The organism is Tenacibaculum sp. 47A_GOM-205m (genome assembly GCF_000518405.1).
Classification (GTDB): domain Bacteria; phylum Bacteroidota; class Bacteroidia; order Flavobacteriales; family Flavobacteriaceae; genus Polaribacter; species Polaribacter lutimaris.
The window spans coordinates 1-18179 of sequence record NZ_JADN01000008.1; the positions used below are offsets into that span (position 1 = coordinate 1).

The window sequence follows — 18179 nt, forward strand, 5'->3', positions numbered from 1 at the left end:
TATACCTTCACCATTACGGATGATTGTGGAAACAGCGATACCGAGACTACGTTAGTATCGAGAGATTACGACATGACCAATCCTGTGATAACTGATTTACCAGAAAGTTTAGAGTTATGTAATGGTGAATTGCCTGAAATTCTGAATGCTAAATGGACAGACAACTGTGCAGCAGGTGGTGATTTAGTAGCGTATCCAACTAATATAAGAGAAGAAAGTTGTGTTACATATGCAGATTATGTATTTACAGCTACAGATGATTGTGGTAATACAGTTACAGAAACTATTACAATGTCAAATAAAACAGATTTATTTGAAAACTGTGGAACTGCATTTGCAAGAGGTAATGAGTATACATGTTTCTTAGATGATGGCTTTAACCGTTGGGGTTGGACAAATTACTTTGGAGAAGAAGGAGTTTATGTATTGCCATTGTATACTGGAGCTGCACAATGTGATCCATCTAAAGGAGTACAGTCAGGAGAAGTAACCATCACTTATCAAGATGGATATGTGTCAGTAGAGTATAATCTGTATGAAGGATATGTAATGAGTGTAGCGCATGTATACATAGGATGTGAAAAATATCCTACCAAGAATGGTAAAGAAACTGTAGCACCTGGACAGTTTAATTTCAATACAGCTACTTTAGATTATGTATCTAATTACACGGTAGGACCTATTGAAGCTAGCGGACCAATTTATGTGATTGCTCATGCAGTGACCTGTGAAGAGGTTTGTAGATGTGTTCCATCAGAAGATGATGGAGGAACGTTCACTCCAAGTGGTTCAGTAGAACCTTGTAATGAAGAAGTACTGGAACCAATTCAACAAGAACCTTTAAACTTTAGTGCATACCCAGTTCCGTTTGAAAATGAGTTAACACTTGAGTATAATTATAAGTTTGACACAGATGTAGCTATTGAAATTTATAGTATGAATGGAATTTTGATTAAGAGAGTTGAAAACAATTCTTATATCAAAGGAACTTTAGAACAAATAAAAATAGATTTATCAGATGTGCAAAATCAAGCTTTAATTGTAAGAATGATTACAAGTAGAGGAGTTGTTAATAAGAAAATTATAGCAATGCGTCCTAAGAAGAAAAAGTAATCTGAATTATAAAAGGAATAGTTTGGAGGAGTAAATAGTTTAAACTCCTCTAAACTTATTCTAAAAGTAAAAAGTAAGATAATATATTTAAATAAAAAAACCGCTAAGATTTAAATCTTAGCGGTTTTATATTTATTGTTCTTTTTTTAAATTTTGAAAGTAAGCATAGGTTTAATCGATTTTTTTGATAAATGCCTAGTAATGCTTCCGTTAAAAATATGCGATAAACCACTTCTGCCATGAGTAGCTAGAGCAATAATATCAGCATTTATTTTATTAGAAAAATTTAGAATTCCCTTTTCAATAGAAGAATCATTATAAACATTAATAGAGTAATTTTTTAAATCATATTTTTTAATAAAGTTTTTAATGCGTTGGTTTGTTTCTTGTGTGTTTTCAAATTTCTGAGGTGTATTAACCTTTAATAAATGAATTTTGCTGTCGAAGTTGCTAGCAAACTCTAAAAAACGTTCAAAAGCTTGATTTTTTTCGGGTTTAAAGCTAGAAGCGAAAACAAAGTTTTTTGGATCAAAATTTTCTCCGTTCTCTTTGGTTGCTATAACAGGTATTTCAGAATTCCTTACAATTTTTTCAGTATTAGAACCGATAAGAATTTCTTCTAAATTAGTGTGTCCTTTGGCTCCCATAATAATGAGATCAACATTGTGTTTTTTAGCGTAGTCGCAAATACCATCATAAGGGTTTTGAAAACGAATAGCATGTTTAACAATTTCATTTCTTGAGAAAAATTGTTGCTTGTAATCAATAAGCCTATCACGAACTTTTCTAATGTATAACATGCTTTCAGGAATACTAAAGTTGGTTCCAGAGCCCATGTCAATAATTCCAGTAGGAAGCTCAACCATGTGTAAAAGATGAACTTCGCTGTTAGCCTTTTCAGCTAGTTTCGATGCTAGTTTCGAAGCATACTCAGACGGCTTCGAAAAATCAGTGGGTACAAGTATTTTTTTCATAATAAGAAGATTTAAAGAGAGATAGTCTTTTAAATATACAAAAAATCAGCGTAAAAAGGAAAGATATTTGTGTGTTAATGAATAACTTACTATATTTGCAGCAAATTTATTAATCAGATAGATGAAGGGGACGAGAGTCCCCTCTTTTTATACCTAGTATGAATCAAGAACGAGTTAAAGAATTATTACAAGAAGCCTTACAAGAAAACGAGTCATTATATTTAATAGACTTGCAGTTTTTGTCAGACAATAAAATAAAAGTAATAGTAGATGGAGATTCAGGTGTGCCTTTAAGCGAATGTATTCGTGTAAGTAGAAAAATTGAACACAATTTAGACAGAGAAGAAGAAGATTTTTCGTTAGAGGTAACCACACCAGATATTGCACGCCCGTTAACGGTGAAGCGTCAGTATAAAAAGAATATTAATAGAATTCTTACTGTTAAAACAGCAACAGAAGAAGAGTTCGAAGGAACGTTAACCGAAGTAACAGAAGATAACATTACGTTACATTGGAAAGCAAGAGAACCTAAACCAGTAGGTAAAGGAAAACATACGGTAGAAAAAACAAAAACACTAGCGTATGAAGATATTAAAGAAGCAAAAGTGAAGATCATATTTTAATTAGAGAATGAAATGGAAAATATTGCATTAATTGAATCATTTTCGGAGTTTAAAGATAATAAGAGTATAGACAGGGTAACCTTAATGTCTATCTTAGAAGAAGTATTTCGTGCAGCCTTAAAACGTAGGTTTGGGTCAGACGAAAACTTTGATATCATCATCAACCCTGATAAAGGAGATTTAGAGATTTGGAGAAACCGTGTAGTTGTGGCTGATGGGATGTCTGAAGATGATAATGAGGAAATAGAACTTTCTGAAGCAAGAAAAATAGAACCAGATTTTGAAATTGGTGAGGACGTATCTGAAGAAGTTAAGTTAATTGATTTAGGAAGACGTGCTATTCTAGCATTACGCCAAAACCTAATTTCTAAAATACATGAGCACGATAGTACAAATGTCTTTAAACATTTTAAAGACCTAGAAGGAGAAATTTATAGTGCAGAAGTGCATCATATTCGTCATAATGCTGTAATTTTGTTGGATGACGAAGGAAATGAGATTGTTTTACCTAAGAGTGAACAAATTCGTTCTGACTTCTTTAGAAAAGGAGATGCTGTTCGTGGAGTTATCAAATCAGTAGAGTTAAGAGGTAACAAACCAGCTATTATTTTATCAAGAACTTCACCTGCATTCCTAGTGAAGTTATTTGAACAAGAAATACCTGAAGTTTTCGACGGTTTAATTACTATTGAAGGAGTAGCAAGAATACCTGGAGATAAAGCAAAAATAGCTGTAGATTCGTATGATGATAGAATTGATCCTGTTGGAGCTTGTGTTGGTGTAAAAGGTTCTCGTATTCACGGTATTGTTCGTGAGTTAGGAAACGAAAATATTGATGTAATCAATTACACGAAGAACGAGCAATTATTCGTAGCAAGAGCACTAAGTCCTGCAAAAGTAACTTCTGTAGAGATTGAAATGTTTGACGAAGAGAAGAATGGTAAAAAAGGACGTGTAGAGGTTTTATTAAAACCAGAAGAAGTGTCAAAAGCAATTGGTAGAGCTGGGGTTAATATTCGTTTAGCAAGTGAATTAACAGGTTACGAAATTGACGTTAAGAGGGAAGGAATCGAAGAAGAAGATGTTGAGTTAACAGAATTCTCTGACGAAATCGAAGCTTGGGTAATTGAAGAATTCAAGAAAATTGGTTTAGATACTGCGAAGAGCGTTTTAGAAAAAGATGTATCAATGTTAGTACAAAGAACCGATTTAGAAGAAGAAACTATTTTAGATGTTCAACGAATTTTAAGAGAAGAATTCGAAGATTAACATATAAATTATAAAGAGGAAGCCAGTATCCTTTGTAGATTTACTACATAAAATCTGGCAAAAAGTAGAAAAAAAGCATAACTATGCGTGCTACGTGTAAAGTGTGTTTTTTCAATAAAAAAGTATAAAACAATATATGGCTGAAGGCAAAAAATTAAGACTAAATAAGGTTTTAAGAGAATTAAACATTTCTTTAGATAGAGCTGTAGAACACTTGGCTAAAAATGGTCATGATATAGAAGCTCGCCCTACTACCAAAATATCAGATGCAGAATATCAAATTTTATTTGACGGATTTCAAACTGATAAATCTAAGAAGGTGGCCTCTAAAGAAGTTAGCGAAGAAAAGAGAAAAGAAAAAGAGGCAATTCGTCAGCAATTAGAAGAGGAGCAAGAAAAGAAGAGAATAGAAGAGGAAGCTAAAAAACAAGAAGTTTTAAAAGCCAAAGCTGAAAAATTAGAACTTAAAACTGTAGGTAAAATTGATGTTGAAACAGGTAAAGCTGTAGAAAACAAAGCAGAAGAGCCTGTGGTAGAGAAAGAGATAGAAGCTCCTAAAAAAGAAGAACCTGTAGCTGTGGTAGAGAAAGAGGTTGAGGCTCCTAAGAAAGAAGAGCCTGTTAAGGTAGAAGAACCAGTAAAAGCTGAAGAAAAAAAGCCAGAGCCTCGAAAAGTAGAGCAGCCTAAAGAAGAAAAACCAGTAGAAGCTCCAAAGAAGGAAGTGAAAGCTGAAAAGCCTAAGCAAGAAAAAAAGCCTGTTGAAAAAAAGGCTCAGGAAGTAAAGCAACCTACAAAAGAGGTGGAAATTACTCCTGAAAATGCTGAAAAAATTAAAACTCAGTATAAGAAATTAGAAGGTCCTAACTTTACTGGTCAAAAAATTGATTTAAAACAATTCGAAAGACCAAAAAAGAAAAAACCTGAAAATAAAGGTGCTGCTGCAAATGATGCAGATAAGAAGAAGCGTAAAAGAATAAGTAAGCCTGCAGGAGCAACGACAGGAGGTGGTAACAACGCTGGAAGACCAAACCAAGGTCAAAATCGTGGAGGTCAGAATCGCGGTGGCCAAAACCGTGGTGGACAAAGAGGAGGAAGAAGACCTGTAGTTACCCCAAAAGAAGAGTTAACAGAAGCACAAATCCAAAAACAAGTTAGAGAAACCTTAGAAAAACTTCAAGGTAAATCTAAAAAAGGAAAAGGTGCAAAATATCGTCGTGATAAGAGAGATGCTCACCGTCAACAATCGGAAGCAGAATTACAAGCAGCACAAGCAGAAAGTAAAGTATTAAAAGTTACTGAGTTTGTTACTGTAAGTGAAGTTGCTACGATGATGGATGTTCCTGTTACACAAATCATTTCTACATGTATGATGTTAGGAATGATGGTAACTATGAACCAACGTTTAGATGCTGAAACTTTATCAATTGTTGCTGAAGAATTCAATTACACAGTAGAGTTTGTTGGTGCTGAAGTAGAAGAAGCAATTGAAGAAGTAGAAGATAATCCAGAAGATTTAATTACTCGTGCACCAATTGTAACTGTTATGGGACACGTAGATCACGGTAAAACTTCGTTATTAGATTACGTTCGTAAAGCAAATGTAATTGAAGGAGAATCTGGAGGAATTACACAGCACATTGGTGCATATTCTGTAAAAGTTGGCGATCAAAGAATTACGTTCTTAGATACACCAGGTCACGAGGCCTTTACAGCAATGCGTGCTCGTGGAGCTCAAGTTACTGACTTAGTTATTATCGTAGTTGCTGCCGATGATGATGTAATGCCACAAACAAAAGAGGCAATTGCTCACGCACAAGCAGCAGGAGTACCAATCGTATTCGCGATTAACAAAATAGATAAGCAAAACGCAAATCCAGACAATATTAAAACGCAATTATCTGCTATGAACTTATTAGTAGAAGATTGGGGTGGTAACATTCAATCACAAGAAATTTCTGCAAAAACAGGACAAGGGGTTGATGAATTACTAGAAAAAGTATTGTTAGAAGCAGAAGTATTAGAATTAAAAGCAAACCCTAGTAAGAATGCTAACGGAGCAGTAGTAGAAGCTTTATTAGATAAAGGTAGAGGGTATGTATCTACAATTTTAGTACAAGCAGGTACGTTAAAAATTGGAGATTATATATTAGCAGGAAAGCATAGTGGTAAAGTAAGAGCTATGTTTGATGATAAAGGTAAAAAAGTACAAGAAGCAGGACCTTCTATGCCAGTATCAATCTTAGGATTAGATGGTGCACCACAAGCAGGTGATAAGTTCAATGTATTTGATGATGAACGTGAAGCAAAACAAATTGCAGCAAAACGTTCTCAGTTACAACGTGAGCAATCAGTTAGAACGCAAAAGACATTAACACTTGCAGAAATTGGTCGTCGTATTGCATTAGGAGACTTTAAAGAATTAAACATTATCTTAAAAGGAGATGTGGATGGTTCGGTAGAAGCGTTAACAGACTCGTTCCAAAAATTATCTACTGAAGAAATTCAAGTAAATATTATTCATAAAGGAGTTGGAGCTATTACAGAATCTGACGTGTTATTAGCAACTGCATCAGATGCAATTATTGTTGGATTTAATGTACGTCCGCAAGGAAATGCACGTGCCGTAGCTGATAGAGAAGAAGTAGATATCAGAACGTACTCAATCATCTATGACGCTATCAATGACTTGAAAGATGCAATGGAAGGAATGTTATCTCCTGAAATGAAAGAAGAAGTTCTTGGTAATGTTGAAATTAGAGAAGTTTATAAGATTTCTAAGGTTGGTAATATTGCAGGATGTATGGTTATGTCTGGTAAGATTACAAGAGATTCTAAAGTTCGTATTATTAGAGAAGGAATCGTTGTTCATGATGGTGAATTAACTTCGTTAAAACGTTTTAAAGACGATGTTAAAGAAGTAACTAAAGGATACGATTGTGGTCTTCAAATTAAAGGTTATAACGACATTCAAGAAGGTGATGTTATAGAAGCTTACATTGAAGTAGCAGTAAAGAAAAAGCTTAAGTAAAATAAGCTAAATATATATAGAAAAGGGATGTCTTAAATAGACATCCCTTTTTTTGTTTATAAGGGAGAATGAATCTTCAATTGACTTTTTTTGAAAAATTTTACGTTTTTGATCTTTTTGATAAGCAAAAGAATTAGCTGCCTCATAAGTGATGTTTAAAGGGTTTAAGTGCTTGTTTTACAGTCTTTAAAAATATTTTTGATTGTATAATGAAAATTATATATTGCGTATCGTTAAAAAACCCTTCAAATTGTTATTAAAATAACAAAAAATTAACAACATCTTTTTTAAAAGTTTTGTTTCTCGTTTTTTAACAAAACAAAAGGCACTTTTAAGTGTATCAAATAACTAATTTTTTAAATTTTCACAACATGAAAAGAATTTTTCTTACCATGGCAATTGCCGCTGGAATTTTAGTGGGTTGTCAAAACAATGAACAAAATCCTAATTCAGAGCCAGAATTAGAAGCGATTAACTTACAAAAGGCAGAAAAACAATGTTTTACGAATGATGTTTTAGAAGCAAATATGGCAATGGATCCTAGCCTAAAAGGTAAAATGGAAAACATTGAAAGTTTTACAGCAAATTATCTTGAAAAAATAGCAAAAGGAGAAGTTCAAGCTAGACTAGTAAACGGAAAAATCCAAATTCCGGTTGTTTATCATGTAATTTACCGTCAAGCAAGCGAAAACTTATCACTTTCAGTATTACAAGATCAAATTGATGCAATGAACGAAGACTTCAATATGCAAAACCCTAACAGAGGAGCAATGCCTGCTGAGTTTGCTGGAGTTGAAGCTAATGTAAATATCGATTTTGTAATTGAAGACGTAATTAGAGTTCAAAATAAGCAAAAAAGAAGCTGGAGACCAGATGATTCAATGAAATTTACATCTTCAGGAGGTAGTGATGTTGTAAACCCACAAGAGTTCTTAAATATTTGGATTGTAAATGTTATGCCATATAGAGGAGGACAAATTTTAGGATATGCACAATTTCCAGGGGGTAGCTGGTCTACTGATGGAGTGGTTTTAGCGCATCAATTTGTGGGGCGTAATCAAAGAACAGCAACACACGAAGTTGGTCACTACTTAAATTTACGTCACATTTGGGGTGATGGTGGATGTGGTGCTAGTGACTTTGTTGCTGATACTCCTGATGCTGATGGAAATAGTAGAGGGTGTCCTACTTACCCAGTAATTGAGTGTGGAAGTGCTAACATGACTATGAACTTTATGGACTATTCTGACGATACTTGTATGTATATGTTTACTGAAGGTCAGAAAGCTAGAATGGATGCAGTTTTTGCTCCAGGAGGATTTAGAGCTACAATGGCAGACTAATTATAACTCATACGAATTTCATATATAAAGACGTTCTTTACTTAAAGAGCGTCTTTTTATTATTATAAATATTATAAATTATAAAAAATTAAGCACACATGAAATATCTAAAAATAATGACTCCTGTGGTCTTTTTATTGATGGTTAACTGCACTGCACAAAATATCTCTAAAAACTTCGATACAATCGCTTATAAAGCTCAAACAAGAGGAAGTTTAATACAGATAACTGTTGAGGATGATAAATTAAATTATAAAACAAATCAAGTTGAAGGAACAAAAGAAATCTCAAAAGAAGAACTTGAAGAGTTTAAAAAAGTGATAGGTGGGTTAAACTTAGAAAGAATAGCAGATTTAACGGCACCAAGTGAAAAAAGAATTACTGATGGAGCTTTACATGCAGAATTCACCATAAAAATAGGTGATAGGGAGTACAAATCAATTACGTTTGATGCTGGGAATCCTCCAACAGAATTAAAGAAGTTAGAAGATTTACTTTACAGTATTTCTAAAATAAAGGAATAAAAAAACCGAGCAATTTGCTCGGTTTTTAGTTTTATAATACTAGACTATTATAATCCTTTTGTCCATCCGTTAGTCCAATCAGGAGCAGCAGCACCGTTACCAGCACCAGTAGCAGTTCCTTCAGTAACAAAGGATTGGTTAGCGCCAGCGTAATCTGTTAAAGAAAAACCTGCAGCATTGTTATCAAACTGAACATTAGTCATTTTTAAATCTCCATTTTCAATTCTTACAGCAGCTTCAGCATCAGTATCTTTTACCTTTACACCTAAGTCTACTCCAGAAATATAGAAGTTATCGATAGTAAAGTTACCACCACCTTCTTTGTAATATAAAGCACCTTCGGTTACAGGTCCTACTACAGTAATATTTCTTAAAGTAGCGTTAGTTACAGGAGCAGCATCACCATCATTACCGTTGTTAGATCCTTCGATACCAGCTTTAGCACTTCCTGAGATATACCAGTATTCACCAGTTCCGGCCCATCCGTCAGCAAAGTCAATTGAATCATCTCCAGAGTTGGTTGAAACTAAATATTTACCGTTAACAGTACCTCCGAAAAACTCGATACCGTCATCACCACCTTCAAAAGATTGAACGTATTCTACAGTAGTTCCTGAACCAACACCGAATAATGAAAGTCCGTTGAATTCTTTAGAAGAGTTAAAAGTAGCTCCAGTATATTCAATTCTTAAGTAACGAATAGATCCTGAGTTGTCATCAGCAATATTGCCACCATAAGCTAAGCCAGCAACTTCAGAAGTAGCAATTGAACCTACATTTGTAGGAGCTTGACCACATACTACTAATCCTCCCCAATCTTTAGGTGCAGGAGTAGCAGCACCAGATGTCATAACTACAGGATTATTAGCTTCACCATCGATAAAGATTTGTCCTCCTTGAGCTACAGCAATATAAGCAGAAGTACCTCCGATAGCCTTAATAACTGTTCCTGCAGGAATTGTTAATTTTCCACCATCTTTTACTACAAAAGAACTAGTTAATTGATATTCAACATCAGCTTTTAAAGTTACTTCACCAGTTACTTCACCAGCTAAGTTTTCTTTAGAAACTCCACTGTTACTTAATCCTCTTGTCCAACCAGCAGTCCAATCAGGAGCAGCAGCACCGTTACCAGCACCAGATGTAACACCTTGACCAATAAAATCTTGATTAACTCCAGCGTAGTCAGTTAAAGCAAAACCGTCAACATTTTCAGCAAATTGAACATTAGTCATTTTTAAATCTCCATTTTCAATTCTTACAGCAGCTTCAGCATCAGTATCTTTTACCTTTACACCTAAGTCTACTCCAGAAATATAGAAGTTATCGATAGTAAAGTTACCACCACCTTCTTTGTAATATAAAGCACCTTCGGTTACAGGTCCTACTACAGTAATATTTTTTAAAGTAGCGTTTGTTACAGGAGCAGCATCACCATCGTTACCGTTGTTAGATCCTTCGATACCAGCTTTAGCACTTCCTGAGATATACCAATATTCACCAGTTCCAGCCCATCCGTCAGCAAAGTCAATTGAATCGTCTCCTGAGTTAGTTGAAACTAAATACTTTCCGTTAACAGTACCTCCGAAAAACTCGATACCATCATCGCCACCTTCAAAAGATTGAACGTATTCTACAGTAGTTCCTGAACCAACACCAAACAAAGAAAGGCCATTGAATTCTTTAGAAGAGTTAAAAGTAGCTCCCGTATACTCAATTCTTAAATAACGAATAGATCCTGAGTTGTCATCAACGATGTTACCACCATAAGTTAAGCCAGCAACTTCAGAAGTAGCTGTACTACCTACGTTAGTTGGTGCTTGACCACATACTACTAATCCTCCCCAATCTTTAGGAGCAGGAGTAGCTGCACCAGATGTCATTACTACTGGATTTTCTTTACTACCATCAACAAATATTTTTCCTCCTTGAGCTACAGCAATGTAAGCAGAAGTTCCACCAGTAGCTTCGATTCTTGTACCAGCAGGAATTCTTAAAATCCCACCTTCTTTTACTATATAAGACCCAGTTAATTTATAAGTAACACTAGCGTCTAAAGTTACTTCTGTAGTTACTTCACCAGCTAAGTCTACTGAAGTACATGGTTGGCAAGATCCTCCACAATCTACACCTGTTTCATCTCCATTTTGAATTCCGTCAGAACAAGAAGAAGTCTGTATTGGATCATCTTCTCCACAAGAAACTACCGTTGTTAAGGTAGCTGCTGCTATCATTAAAGTAAAAAGTTGTTTTCTCATTTTTTTTAGTTAATTTATTTTTATGCTACAAAAGAAAGACCCCAACATTAATTTAGTGTTCTTCTAAAATTAATGTTGGGTTATTGGATTGTTAATTAAAAGTTATATGATAATGATAACTTAAAGTCCACACCTTTTTTGTAAGAAAGTATTGTAACATCTTGATTATCTTGGAATCTTTCTATCGAAGGGTTTAGAAGGTTCTTAGCAGAAGCCCCAAGACTTAATCTTTCGTTTAATTTAGATTTTAATACTAAGTCTAATGTTCCGAAACCTTTATCAACTAAGTTTCCTTTTCCATCAGTACCTAAAGCAAAGATTCTATCAGAGAAGTAGTTGTATACTAATGTTGATTGAAAGTTCATCCCATTATTGAAGTCTTTTGAAAAACTTAAATCTGTATTGATTAGTAAGTCAGAAGCACCAGCGAAACCGTCTTCAGTTTTACTAAAGTCTACACTAGTTCCTGGGTTTTCTTTAATAACTTTATCTTTATTTAATTCTTGTTCATGGTTCATGTATGAAGCGTTTAAACCAAAAGATAATTTGTTGTTTAAAGCATTTTCTCCAATTTCTTTATTGAATAATACTTTTCTTAATTCAAGCTCAACTCCATAAGCCATACCCCAGTCTCCAGTGTTAGCATAACTAATGTCGTTAGAAGCAGAGTTAATTCTGATTTCGTTAATTGGGTTTTCAATGTATTTACCAAAAACACCTACAGAGATAATTTCTTCTCTCTCAGGGAAAAATTCCCATTTAAAATCAGCATTATAGTTATCTGAAGAATATAAGTTAGGATTACCAAGAGAGCTGTTTACTACACCTTCGTATAGGAAAGGAGCTCTTTCTTTAAATTGAGGTAAAGTATATGATTTACTTGCGGCAAACTTTAAGTTATGCTTATCGTTAAGTGCATACTTTAAAGATGTTGCTGGTAATATTTGGAATTCATCTAATTCACTTTGACCAACATTAACAGAAGTGTTGTATTCTAATGATTGTTTAACTTGTTCACCTCTTACACCAAAAACACCTGTGAATTTATCAGAGAATTTGTATTCAAACTCTAAATACCCAGCGTTTATATCTTGATTTCCTCCGTAAGTTTGTGGTAATAAAACATCAATAGAAGCATTTAAACCTCCCCTAAAAGTACCAATAGAATATAAACCTGCGTTAAAGTTTGCTTGATTAAAGTAGCTATCTAAATTATAAACATCATCAATGTATGGTTGCGCTGTTCTTTGGTTAATTACAAAGTTAAATTGAGTAGCGTCAAAATCTACATTTTTAAATCTTCCACTATATCCTAATTTAACTTTAGCTCTATATATATCATCGCTGTTTTTAGCAAATTGATATGTAAATGCTGCGTTAGCTGCTAATTCTTCTTCTTCTAAATCTGAGTAGAATCTATGGTTATCTGAATCGTTACTGATTAAGAAAAATGATTTAGGACCGTCAGGATCGTCGTTTCTATGTGGTAATACAGTTGTTTGTCTACGATCTGGAACATTGTTTTTGTTAAAGTTATAAGCTGCTCCCCATTCCGCTTTAAAAGCATCACTAATTCTATGATCTCCTAATAATTGATGAACATATAAAATGTTTCTCATAAATGTTTGCCTTTGAATTACAGCTCCACCTTCTGGTGCATTATCAAAAACATCATATATTCCTTGATAATCATCATGAGAGTTACTAGAGTTATTTACCATTAAAGCGTTATACTTTAACTCTTGACCTTTGTGTTTTAATCTAATATTACCCATAAAAGTAGTATTAGTGTCATAAGAATAAGATTCTCTAGTTAAATCTTTTCTAGCTACTCCAGAAACATTAACATCTCCTCTAGCTACTCCTTCTTTATAGCTGTAACCATTATCAAACGATCCAACAGCAAAAAAGCTTATTTTAGTTTCAGGAGATAAGTTGTAAGAATCTCCTCCTTTAATAGCTATAGAAGAACTTACAGGGAAGTTACCAGTTTGTCTATCCCAGCTAGTTGTAAAATTGTAGTTATTTAAAGGGAAAGCAGGGTAATATGTTTTGTAAAACCCGAAATTATTAGGGCCATCAGCAACATAAAACTTACTTTTTTGTGAAGCAACTGTATTTAAAGAAGACCCTAAACTAACTTCAGCAAATCCGTTACCTTTATATACTTTTGAAGCAATATTGATATTAGCCCCACCAAAGTCTCCATAATTTTTTGGAGAATACGTTTTATCTAAACCAATATATTCAACAATATCAGTAGAAAAAATACTTAAGTCAATGTTTTTTCTTGATGGATCATTTGATGGTAGTGGAAGTCCGTTTAATGAAGTTACATTATATCTATCTCCAAGACCTCTAACAAAAACACTACCTCCTGAACCTTCTTGTTTAGAAACTCCAGTAGTTTTTGTTACAGCTGTAGCAATGTCACTAACTCCTTTTCTTGAAAGTTCTTGATTGCCAATTTTGGTTTCAATAGTTACAGCTTTTCTTTGTTCTAAAAGTAAAGCACTTTCTTTTTCTCTACTAACAGTTGCGTTAATTTTAACTTCATCTAAAGCAACCCCTTGATTAGCTCCAATTTCTTGGTTTACAACAAGTGTTTCGTTTGCTTTAACAACTATAGCTTTTTCTTCAGTTTGGTATCCTACGAAACTAAAAACAATAGTTTGATTTCCTGCAGGAACACTTAAGGTATATTTACCTTCCATATCGGTAGTAGCACCAATTGAAGTTCCTTTAATAAAAACATTAGCAAAAGGTAATGCTTCACCGCTCATTTCTTTGTCAGTAACTGTACCAGTAACAGTACCTTTGCTTTGAGAAAATGCTAAATTACATAAGCTTAAAAAAGCTATAAATAATATTTTTTTCATTCTAATCTTTGAATTCTGTTTATTTATGGCGCAAAATTCAAGTTAAATAGTAAAGCTAATGTTATGTAGGAATTACTTTTGTATTATTAGAATGTTTACTTAATGTTAACTGCTTTTAGTTATGTTTCTTTAATGTTAATTACTAGTAAATTTTATGCCAAAAACAAAGGTTCTTGGGGTTGCGGGACCAAAAATAAAGTTACTATCTCTGTTTTTTCCTTTATCAAATTCACTTTGATAATCGTCTAAGATGTTCTTAATGCCTAGATTAAGTTCTGTGTTAGTGTTAAGTTTTTCTATAGTAAAAGTATAACTAGTGTTAACACCCAAGTTGAAAAATGATGGAGAGCTAAAATATTCACCAATATTTTCATTATCATCAGTTGGTGGATTGAAATCTGGATTAGGTATAATGTGTAAAACATCCATTTGCCCTGTGTATACTAAATTTAAAGCCGTTTTAAATTTTTGATTAGGTGTGTATGTTGCTGTAGCATAACCATAAGTGTTAGGGGTGCGTAAAAATTCTCTCTTTGAAGGTAAATTATGAAAATTATCAACAGGAGTATCAAACTTGCTAGATTGATAAGTGAATCCTGCATCTAACTGTAAAATTCCATCGTAATTTAAACGAGTTTCTAAAGTAATTCCTTGCACAACCGCTCCATCTCCATTTCTTTTTTCAAAAATTTCCCCAAAAGTATCTTTGTTAATAGCTTCTAAATAAAAAGCGTCTTTTAAATTGGTGTAAAAACTTTCAATAGTAAAACCATATATGTAATGTTCTGTAGGTTTGTCGTAATTAAACGAAAACGTATAGCTGTTAGAACGTTCTCTTTTTAAATCATCAGCTAGTACTACTCGAGATACTCCTCCACCAGCAAAGGCAATGTGTAAATCGGTATCAAAAGCTTGCGGAGCTCTAAATCCAGTACCCCAAGTCCCTCTAATTTGAGTGTTTTCAAAAGGTTTGAATAACAATGATACTCTTGGGCTTGCAACGTTGTTCGTAATGTTTTTCTGAGTGCCATCTGTTTTAAGTGTGTTTAATGTGTGGTTATCGTATCGTACTCCTGAAAGTAAGTTCCATTTGTCTGAGATTTGCCAATCACTTTGAAAAAAGAATCCGTAGTTTCTGGTAAGCTGATCTACTTTATATTGATAAGCATCAATAATATCAAAAACATCATCTTGTACAAATTCACCACCTAAAGTAAGTACATTGTTTCCTTCTAAAAACTTCTCTAATTTATGATTGAATTGTAGGCCTCCTTGAAAGGTTGTTGTGGTTGAATTTCCGTAAGGAGGGTTAGCTAAATGCTGAGTGTCTTGAGGAGTGTTAGTATCAGGACGTATACCTGTATAGTGTTCTCTTCCGGTATATTGTGTAGCAAAATAGGAGATGATTGAACTTTTATCATCGTTAAAATTAATTTGATAATCAACATTACCAACATATACATCATGTACACGTTCTTCTGATTGCATAGCAAAATGTGGAGCATTATCAATCATTTCTCCTCCATAACGATATTCATTCATTTTACTGAAGTTGACTTCTATTTTTTGATTTTCTGTTGGGAGAAAGAATAGGTTGGTTCCAAAAGAGTTGTTTTTTAGCTCTGGAAGTTCAGAAAAATTATCGCCATTAGCGTCATACATAGCTCTTCTTCGGTTATTGATAAAAAATGAAGCACCTGCGTTTCTGTCTTCATTAACGATGGTTGCATTTCCAGCAATAATATGGTCAGAAATTCCTTTAATGTTTTGATAAGTATAACCAATACTATAATTGTTTTTCTTCGGAATTTTAGTAATTATATTCACGGTTCCTCCAATAGCACTTGAACCATACAAAGCTGAACCACCTCCACGAACAACTTCAATTCGATCTATCATGTTGGTTGGTATTTGTTCCAAGCCATATAACCCTGTTAAAGGACTAAAAATAGGACGACCGTTAATTAATATTTGTGAATATCCCCCAGCTAAACCATTCATGCGAAGTTGTGTATAATTGCAAGTTTGACAGTCTGTTTCTACACGCAAACCCGTTTGAAATTTTAATCCTTCAGATAAATTACATGCCTGAACATCAGCTAAAGTTTGGCTATTGATAACATTTACAATCACTGGGCTATTCGTTCGGCGTTTATCTGTACGTGTTCCGGTAATCGTTACTTGGTCTAAGATTTCAGCAGTTTCGGTTAAAGTAAAGTTGATTGTTTTTTCTTCTGAAGGATTTATTGTTACAGTTTTTCTTTCAGATAGAAAACCTATGGAAGAGGCAACTAAAACAAACTTATGCTGAGTTGTTTTTAACTCGTAGTTTCCGTGTTCATCAGTAGTGGTTCCTTTTTCTGTTCCTTTTATATATATACTAGCAAACGATACTACATCACCTGATGTGGTGCTAACTTTTCCTTTAATAGTTTGTCCTATAGCAATATTAGATAGTAATAGAATTGTAAAAGCAACTAGATTTTTCATATTGAAAATAGTTTGTTGTTGTGGTTTTTAAATAAAATTTAATGCAAATATAAATATATTTTTAGATTAGTCTAAAAATATATTTAATTAAACTAAAATCTATATATTTGTGCATCTAAAAAAGAATATGATGTTTAGTCAATCTGAAGAAAATTATATAAAAACGATATATCATTTAGAAGCTGATTTTAAAAAAGGAATCAGTACAAATGCTATAGCTAAAAAGTTAGATACCAAAGCGTCTTCTGTAACAGATATGATTAAGAAACTATCTGAAAAAGATGTAGTGACTTATAAAAAATATCAAGGAGTAACTTTGACCGATTTTGGAAAAAAAACAGCAGCTAATATTGTTCGTAAGCATCGATTATGGGAAGTTTTTCTGGTAGATAAATTGAATTTTTCTTGGGATGAAGTGCATGAGGTGGCAGAACAGCTAGAGCATATTAAATCGCCTAAATTAATCAATGAGCTAGATGCTTTTTTAGATTATCCTAAGAGAGATCCACACGGAGACCCTATTCCAGATAAAGAAGGGAATTTACAGGTAATAGAAAAAAGTTTATTATCAACGTTGAAGGAAGATGAAATGGGAGTTTGTGTAGGAGTTGATGACAGTTCTTCAGAATTTTTACGCTTTTTAGATAAACAAGGAGTTGCTTTAGGAAAACAAATAAAAGTAAAAGAAAAAGAACCTTTTGATGGTTCTTTGGTAATAGAAATGGATGGGAAAACACTATCTGTTTCAAATAAAATAGCTAGTAACTTATATATTCAAAAATCACGTTAAACAACTAATAAGAGATATTATTATACATGAATTTATTTAATCAATTGATAGAATTTGGTAAGGAACACCCAATTCAAGCAGCATTTTATGCATCGCTTTTTACATGGGGTTTAACAGCTTTAGGAGCTAGTTTAGTGTTTTTTTTCAAAAAAATGAATCGGGCAGTTTTAGATGGGATGCTTGGATTTACAGGAGGAGTGATGGTTGCAGCGAGTTTTTGGAGTTTGTTATCTCCAGCAATTGATAATAGTCCAGGTGAAGGGTTTGTAAAAGTACTTCCTTCAGCAATTGGATTTGCTTTAGGAGCTTTAGCTTTGTTTGGGATGGATAAATTATTGCCGCACTTGCACATTAATTTTAAAGAGCATGAAGTGGAAGGTGTTAAGACGAGCTGGCATAAAACAACTTTACTAGTATTAGCAATCACACTACATAATATTCCAGAAGGTTTAGCAGTAGGAGTATTGTTTGGGGCAGCTTCTACCATGGTTGGAGTTGAACAAACAGAAATGATTATTGCGGCGATTTCATTGGCTATCGGTATAGGGATACAAAATTTCCCTGAAGGTTTTGCAGTTGCCATGCCGCTTCGTAGACAAGGAGTTAGCCGTTTTAAAAGTTTTTGGTACGGGCAAATGTCAGCAATTGTAGAGCCCATGGCAGCCGTTTTAGGAGCGGTGGCTGTATCGTTTTTTACACCAATTTTACCATATGCTTTAGCATTTGCTGCAGGTGCAATGATTTTTGTGGTAGTAGAAGAAGTGATTCCGGAAACTCAAAGAGATAAATATACTGATATTGCTACACTGGGGTTTATCGGTGGATTTATAGTAATGATGTCGTTAGACGTAGGTTTAGGATAGAAGTAGGCTAAATTAAATAAGTATA

At 33.7% G+C, this 18179-nt stretch carries 12 protein-coding genes; 8 read left to right on the top strand and 4 right to left on the bottom strand.

What is annotated here, in order from left to right:
• Positions 1 to 1113 (top strand): T9SS type A sorting domain-containing protein (locus N534_RS15445; RefSeq protein ID WP_038005855.1); only part of this gene is annotated, 1113 nt, incomplete at its 5' end.
• 146 nt (positions 1114 to 1259) lie between these two features.
• Here the strand turns inward: N534_RS15445 and N534_RS0108770 are convergent.
• Positions 1260 to 2087 (bottom strand): universal stress protein, encoded by an 828-nt coding sequence (locus N534_RS0108770; RefSeq protein WP_028892130.1) that lies wholly within the window; start codon positions 2085 to 2087, stop codon positions 1260 to 1262.
• A 158-nt stretch (positions 2088 to 2245) separates the two neighbouring features.
• Between N534_RS0108770 and rimP the strand changes: the two genes are divergently transcribed.
• The 5 genes from rimP (at position 2246) to N534_RS15085 (ending at position 8874) form a co-directional block, all read left to right on the top strand.
• Positions 2246 to 2710 carry a ribosome assembly cofactor RimP gene (gene rimP, locus N534_RS0108775; protein ID WP_028892131.1) on the top strand — a complete coding sequence of 155 codons (465 nt, stop codon included), beginning with the start codon at positions 2246 to 2248 and terminating at the stop codon, positions 2708 to 2710.
• Positions 2711 to 2722: 12 nt separating this feature from the next.
• Positions 2723 to 3979 (top strand): transcription termination factor NusA, encoded by a 1257-nt coding sequence (nusA, locus tag N534_RS0108780; RefSeq protein ID WP_028892132.1) that lies wholly within the window; start codon positions 2723 to 2725, stop codon positions 3977 to 3979.
• A gap of 136 nt (positions 3980 to 4115) precedes the next feature.
• Positions 4116 to 7007 carry a translation initiation factor IF-2 gene (gene infB / locus N534_RS0108785; RefSeq protein WP_028892133.1) on the top strand — a complete coding sequence of 964 codons (2892 nt, stop codon included), beginning with the start codon at positions 4116 to 4118 and terminating at the stop codon, positions 7005 to 7007.
• A gap of 371 nt (positions 7008 to 7378) precedes the next feature.
• The gene (locus N534_RS0108790; protein ID WP_028892134.1) at positions 7379 to 8350 is read left to right on the top strand and encodes a zinc metalloprotease; all 972 of its coding nucleotides are present in this window, start codon (positions 7379 to 7381) and stop codon (positions 8348 to 8350) included.
• 98 nt (positions 8351 to 8448) lie between these two features.
• The gene (locus N534_RS15085) at positions 8449 to 8874 is read left to right on the top strand and encodes a hypothetical protein (protein ID WP_156025587.1); all 426 of its coding nucleotides are present in this window, start codon (positions 8449 to 8451) and stop codon (positions 8872 to 8874) included.
• Between the two features lie 47 nt (positions 8875 to 8921).
• On the opposite strand, the gene N534_RS15450 is transcribed toward N534_RS15085, so the two are convergent.
• From N534_RS15450 to N534_RS15560, 3 genes are all read right to left on the bottom strand, one after another.
• Positions 8922 to 11132 carry a hypothetical protein gene (locus N534_RS15450; protein ID WP_197017708.1) on the bottom strand — a complete coding sequence of 737 codons (2211 nt, stop codon included), beginning with the start codon at positions 11130 to 11132 and terminating at the stop codon, positions 8922 to 8924.
• Between the two features lie 95 nt (positions 11133 to 11227).
• The gene (locus N534_RS0108805; protein ID WP_028892136.1) at positions 11228 to 14011 is read right to left on the bottom strand and encodes a TonB-dependent receptor; all 2784 of its coding nucleotides are present in this window, start codon (positions 14009 to 14011) and stop codon (positions 11228 to 11230) included.
• A 135-nt stretch (positions 14012 to 14146) separates the two neighbouring features.
• On the bottom strand, positions 14147 to 16501 hold the full coding sequence (locus N534_RS15560) for a TonB-dependent receptor (RefSeq protein ID WP_028892137.1): 2355 nt from the start codon (positions 16499 to 16501) through the stop codon (positions 14147 to 14149).
• Between the two features lie 130 nt (positions 16502 to 16631).
• Between N534_RS15560 and N534_RS0108815 the strand changes: the two genes are divergently transcribed.
• On the top strand, positions 16632 to 17291 hold the full coding sequence (locus tag N534_RS0108815; protein WP_028892138.1) for a metal-dependent transcriptional regulator: 660 nt from the start codon (positions 16632 to 16634) through the stop codon (positions 17289 to 17291).
• Positions 17292 to 17317: 26 nt separating this feature from the next.
• A complete protein-coding gene (locus tag N534_RS0108820; RefSeq protein ID WP_038005858.1) occupies positions 17318 to 18154 on the top strand; it encodes a ZIP family metal transporter in 837 nt (278 codons plus the stop codon).
• Positions 18155 to 18179: the final 25 nt, after the last annotated feature.

What these genes read in the sequence shown, in the direction of transcription:
- N534_RS15560 (WP_028892137.1), bottom strand. Translation starts at nt 16,501, where the DNA reads ATGAAAAATCTAGTTGCTTTTACAATTCTATTACTATCTAATATTGCT.
- infB (WP_028892133.1), top strand. Translation starts at nt 4,116, where the DNA reads ATGGCTGAAGGCAAAAAATTAAGACTAAATAAGGTTTTAAGAGAATTA.
- N534_RS0108790 (WP_028892134.1), top strand. Translation starts at nt 7,379, where the DNA reads ATGAAAAGAATTTTTCTTACCATGGCAATTGCCGCTGGAATTTTAGTG.
- rimP (WP_028892131.1), top strand. Translation starts at nt 2,246, where the DNA reads ATGAATCAAGAACGAGTTAAAGAATTATTACAAGAAGCCTTACAAGAA.
- N534_RS0108815 (WP_028892138.1), top strand. Translation starts at nt 16,632, where the DNA reads ATGTTTAGTCAATCTGAAGAAAATTATATAAAAACGATATATCATTTA.
- N534_RS0108770 (WP_028892130.1), bottom strand. Translation starts at nt 2,087, where the DNA reads ATGAAAAAAATACTTGTACCCACTGATTTTTCGAAGCCGTCTGAGTAT.
- N534_RS15085 (WP_156025587.1), top strand. Translation starts at nt 8,449, where the DNA reads ATGAAATATCTAAAAATAATGACTCCTGTGGTCTTTTTATTGATGGTT.
- N534_RS0108805 (WP_028892136.1), bottom strand. Translation starts at nt 14,011, where the DNA reads ATGAAAAAAATATTATTTATAGCTTTTTTAAGCTTATGTAATTTAGCA.
- N534_RS15450 (WP_197017708.1), bottom strand. Translation starts at nt 11,132, where the DNA reads ATGAGAAAACAACTTTTTACTTTAATGATAGCAGCAGCTACCTTAACA.
- nusA (WP_028892132.1), top strand. Translation starts at nt 2,723, where the DNA reads ATGGAAAATATTGCATTAATTGAATCATTTTCGGAGTTTAAAGATAAT.
- N534_RS0108820 (WP_038005858.1), top strand. Translation starts at nt 17,318, where the DNA reads ATGAATTTATTTAATCAATTGATAGAATTTGGTAAGGAACACCCAATT.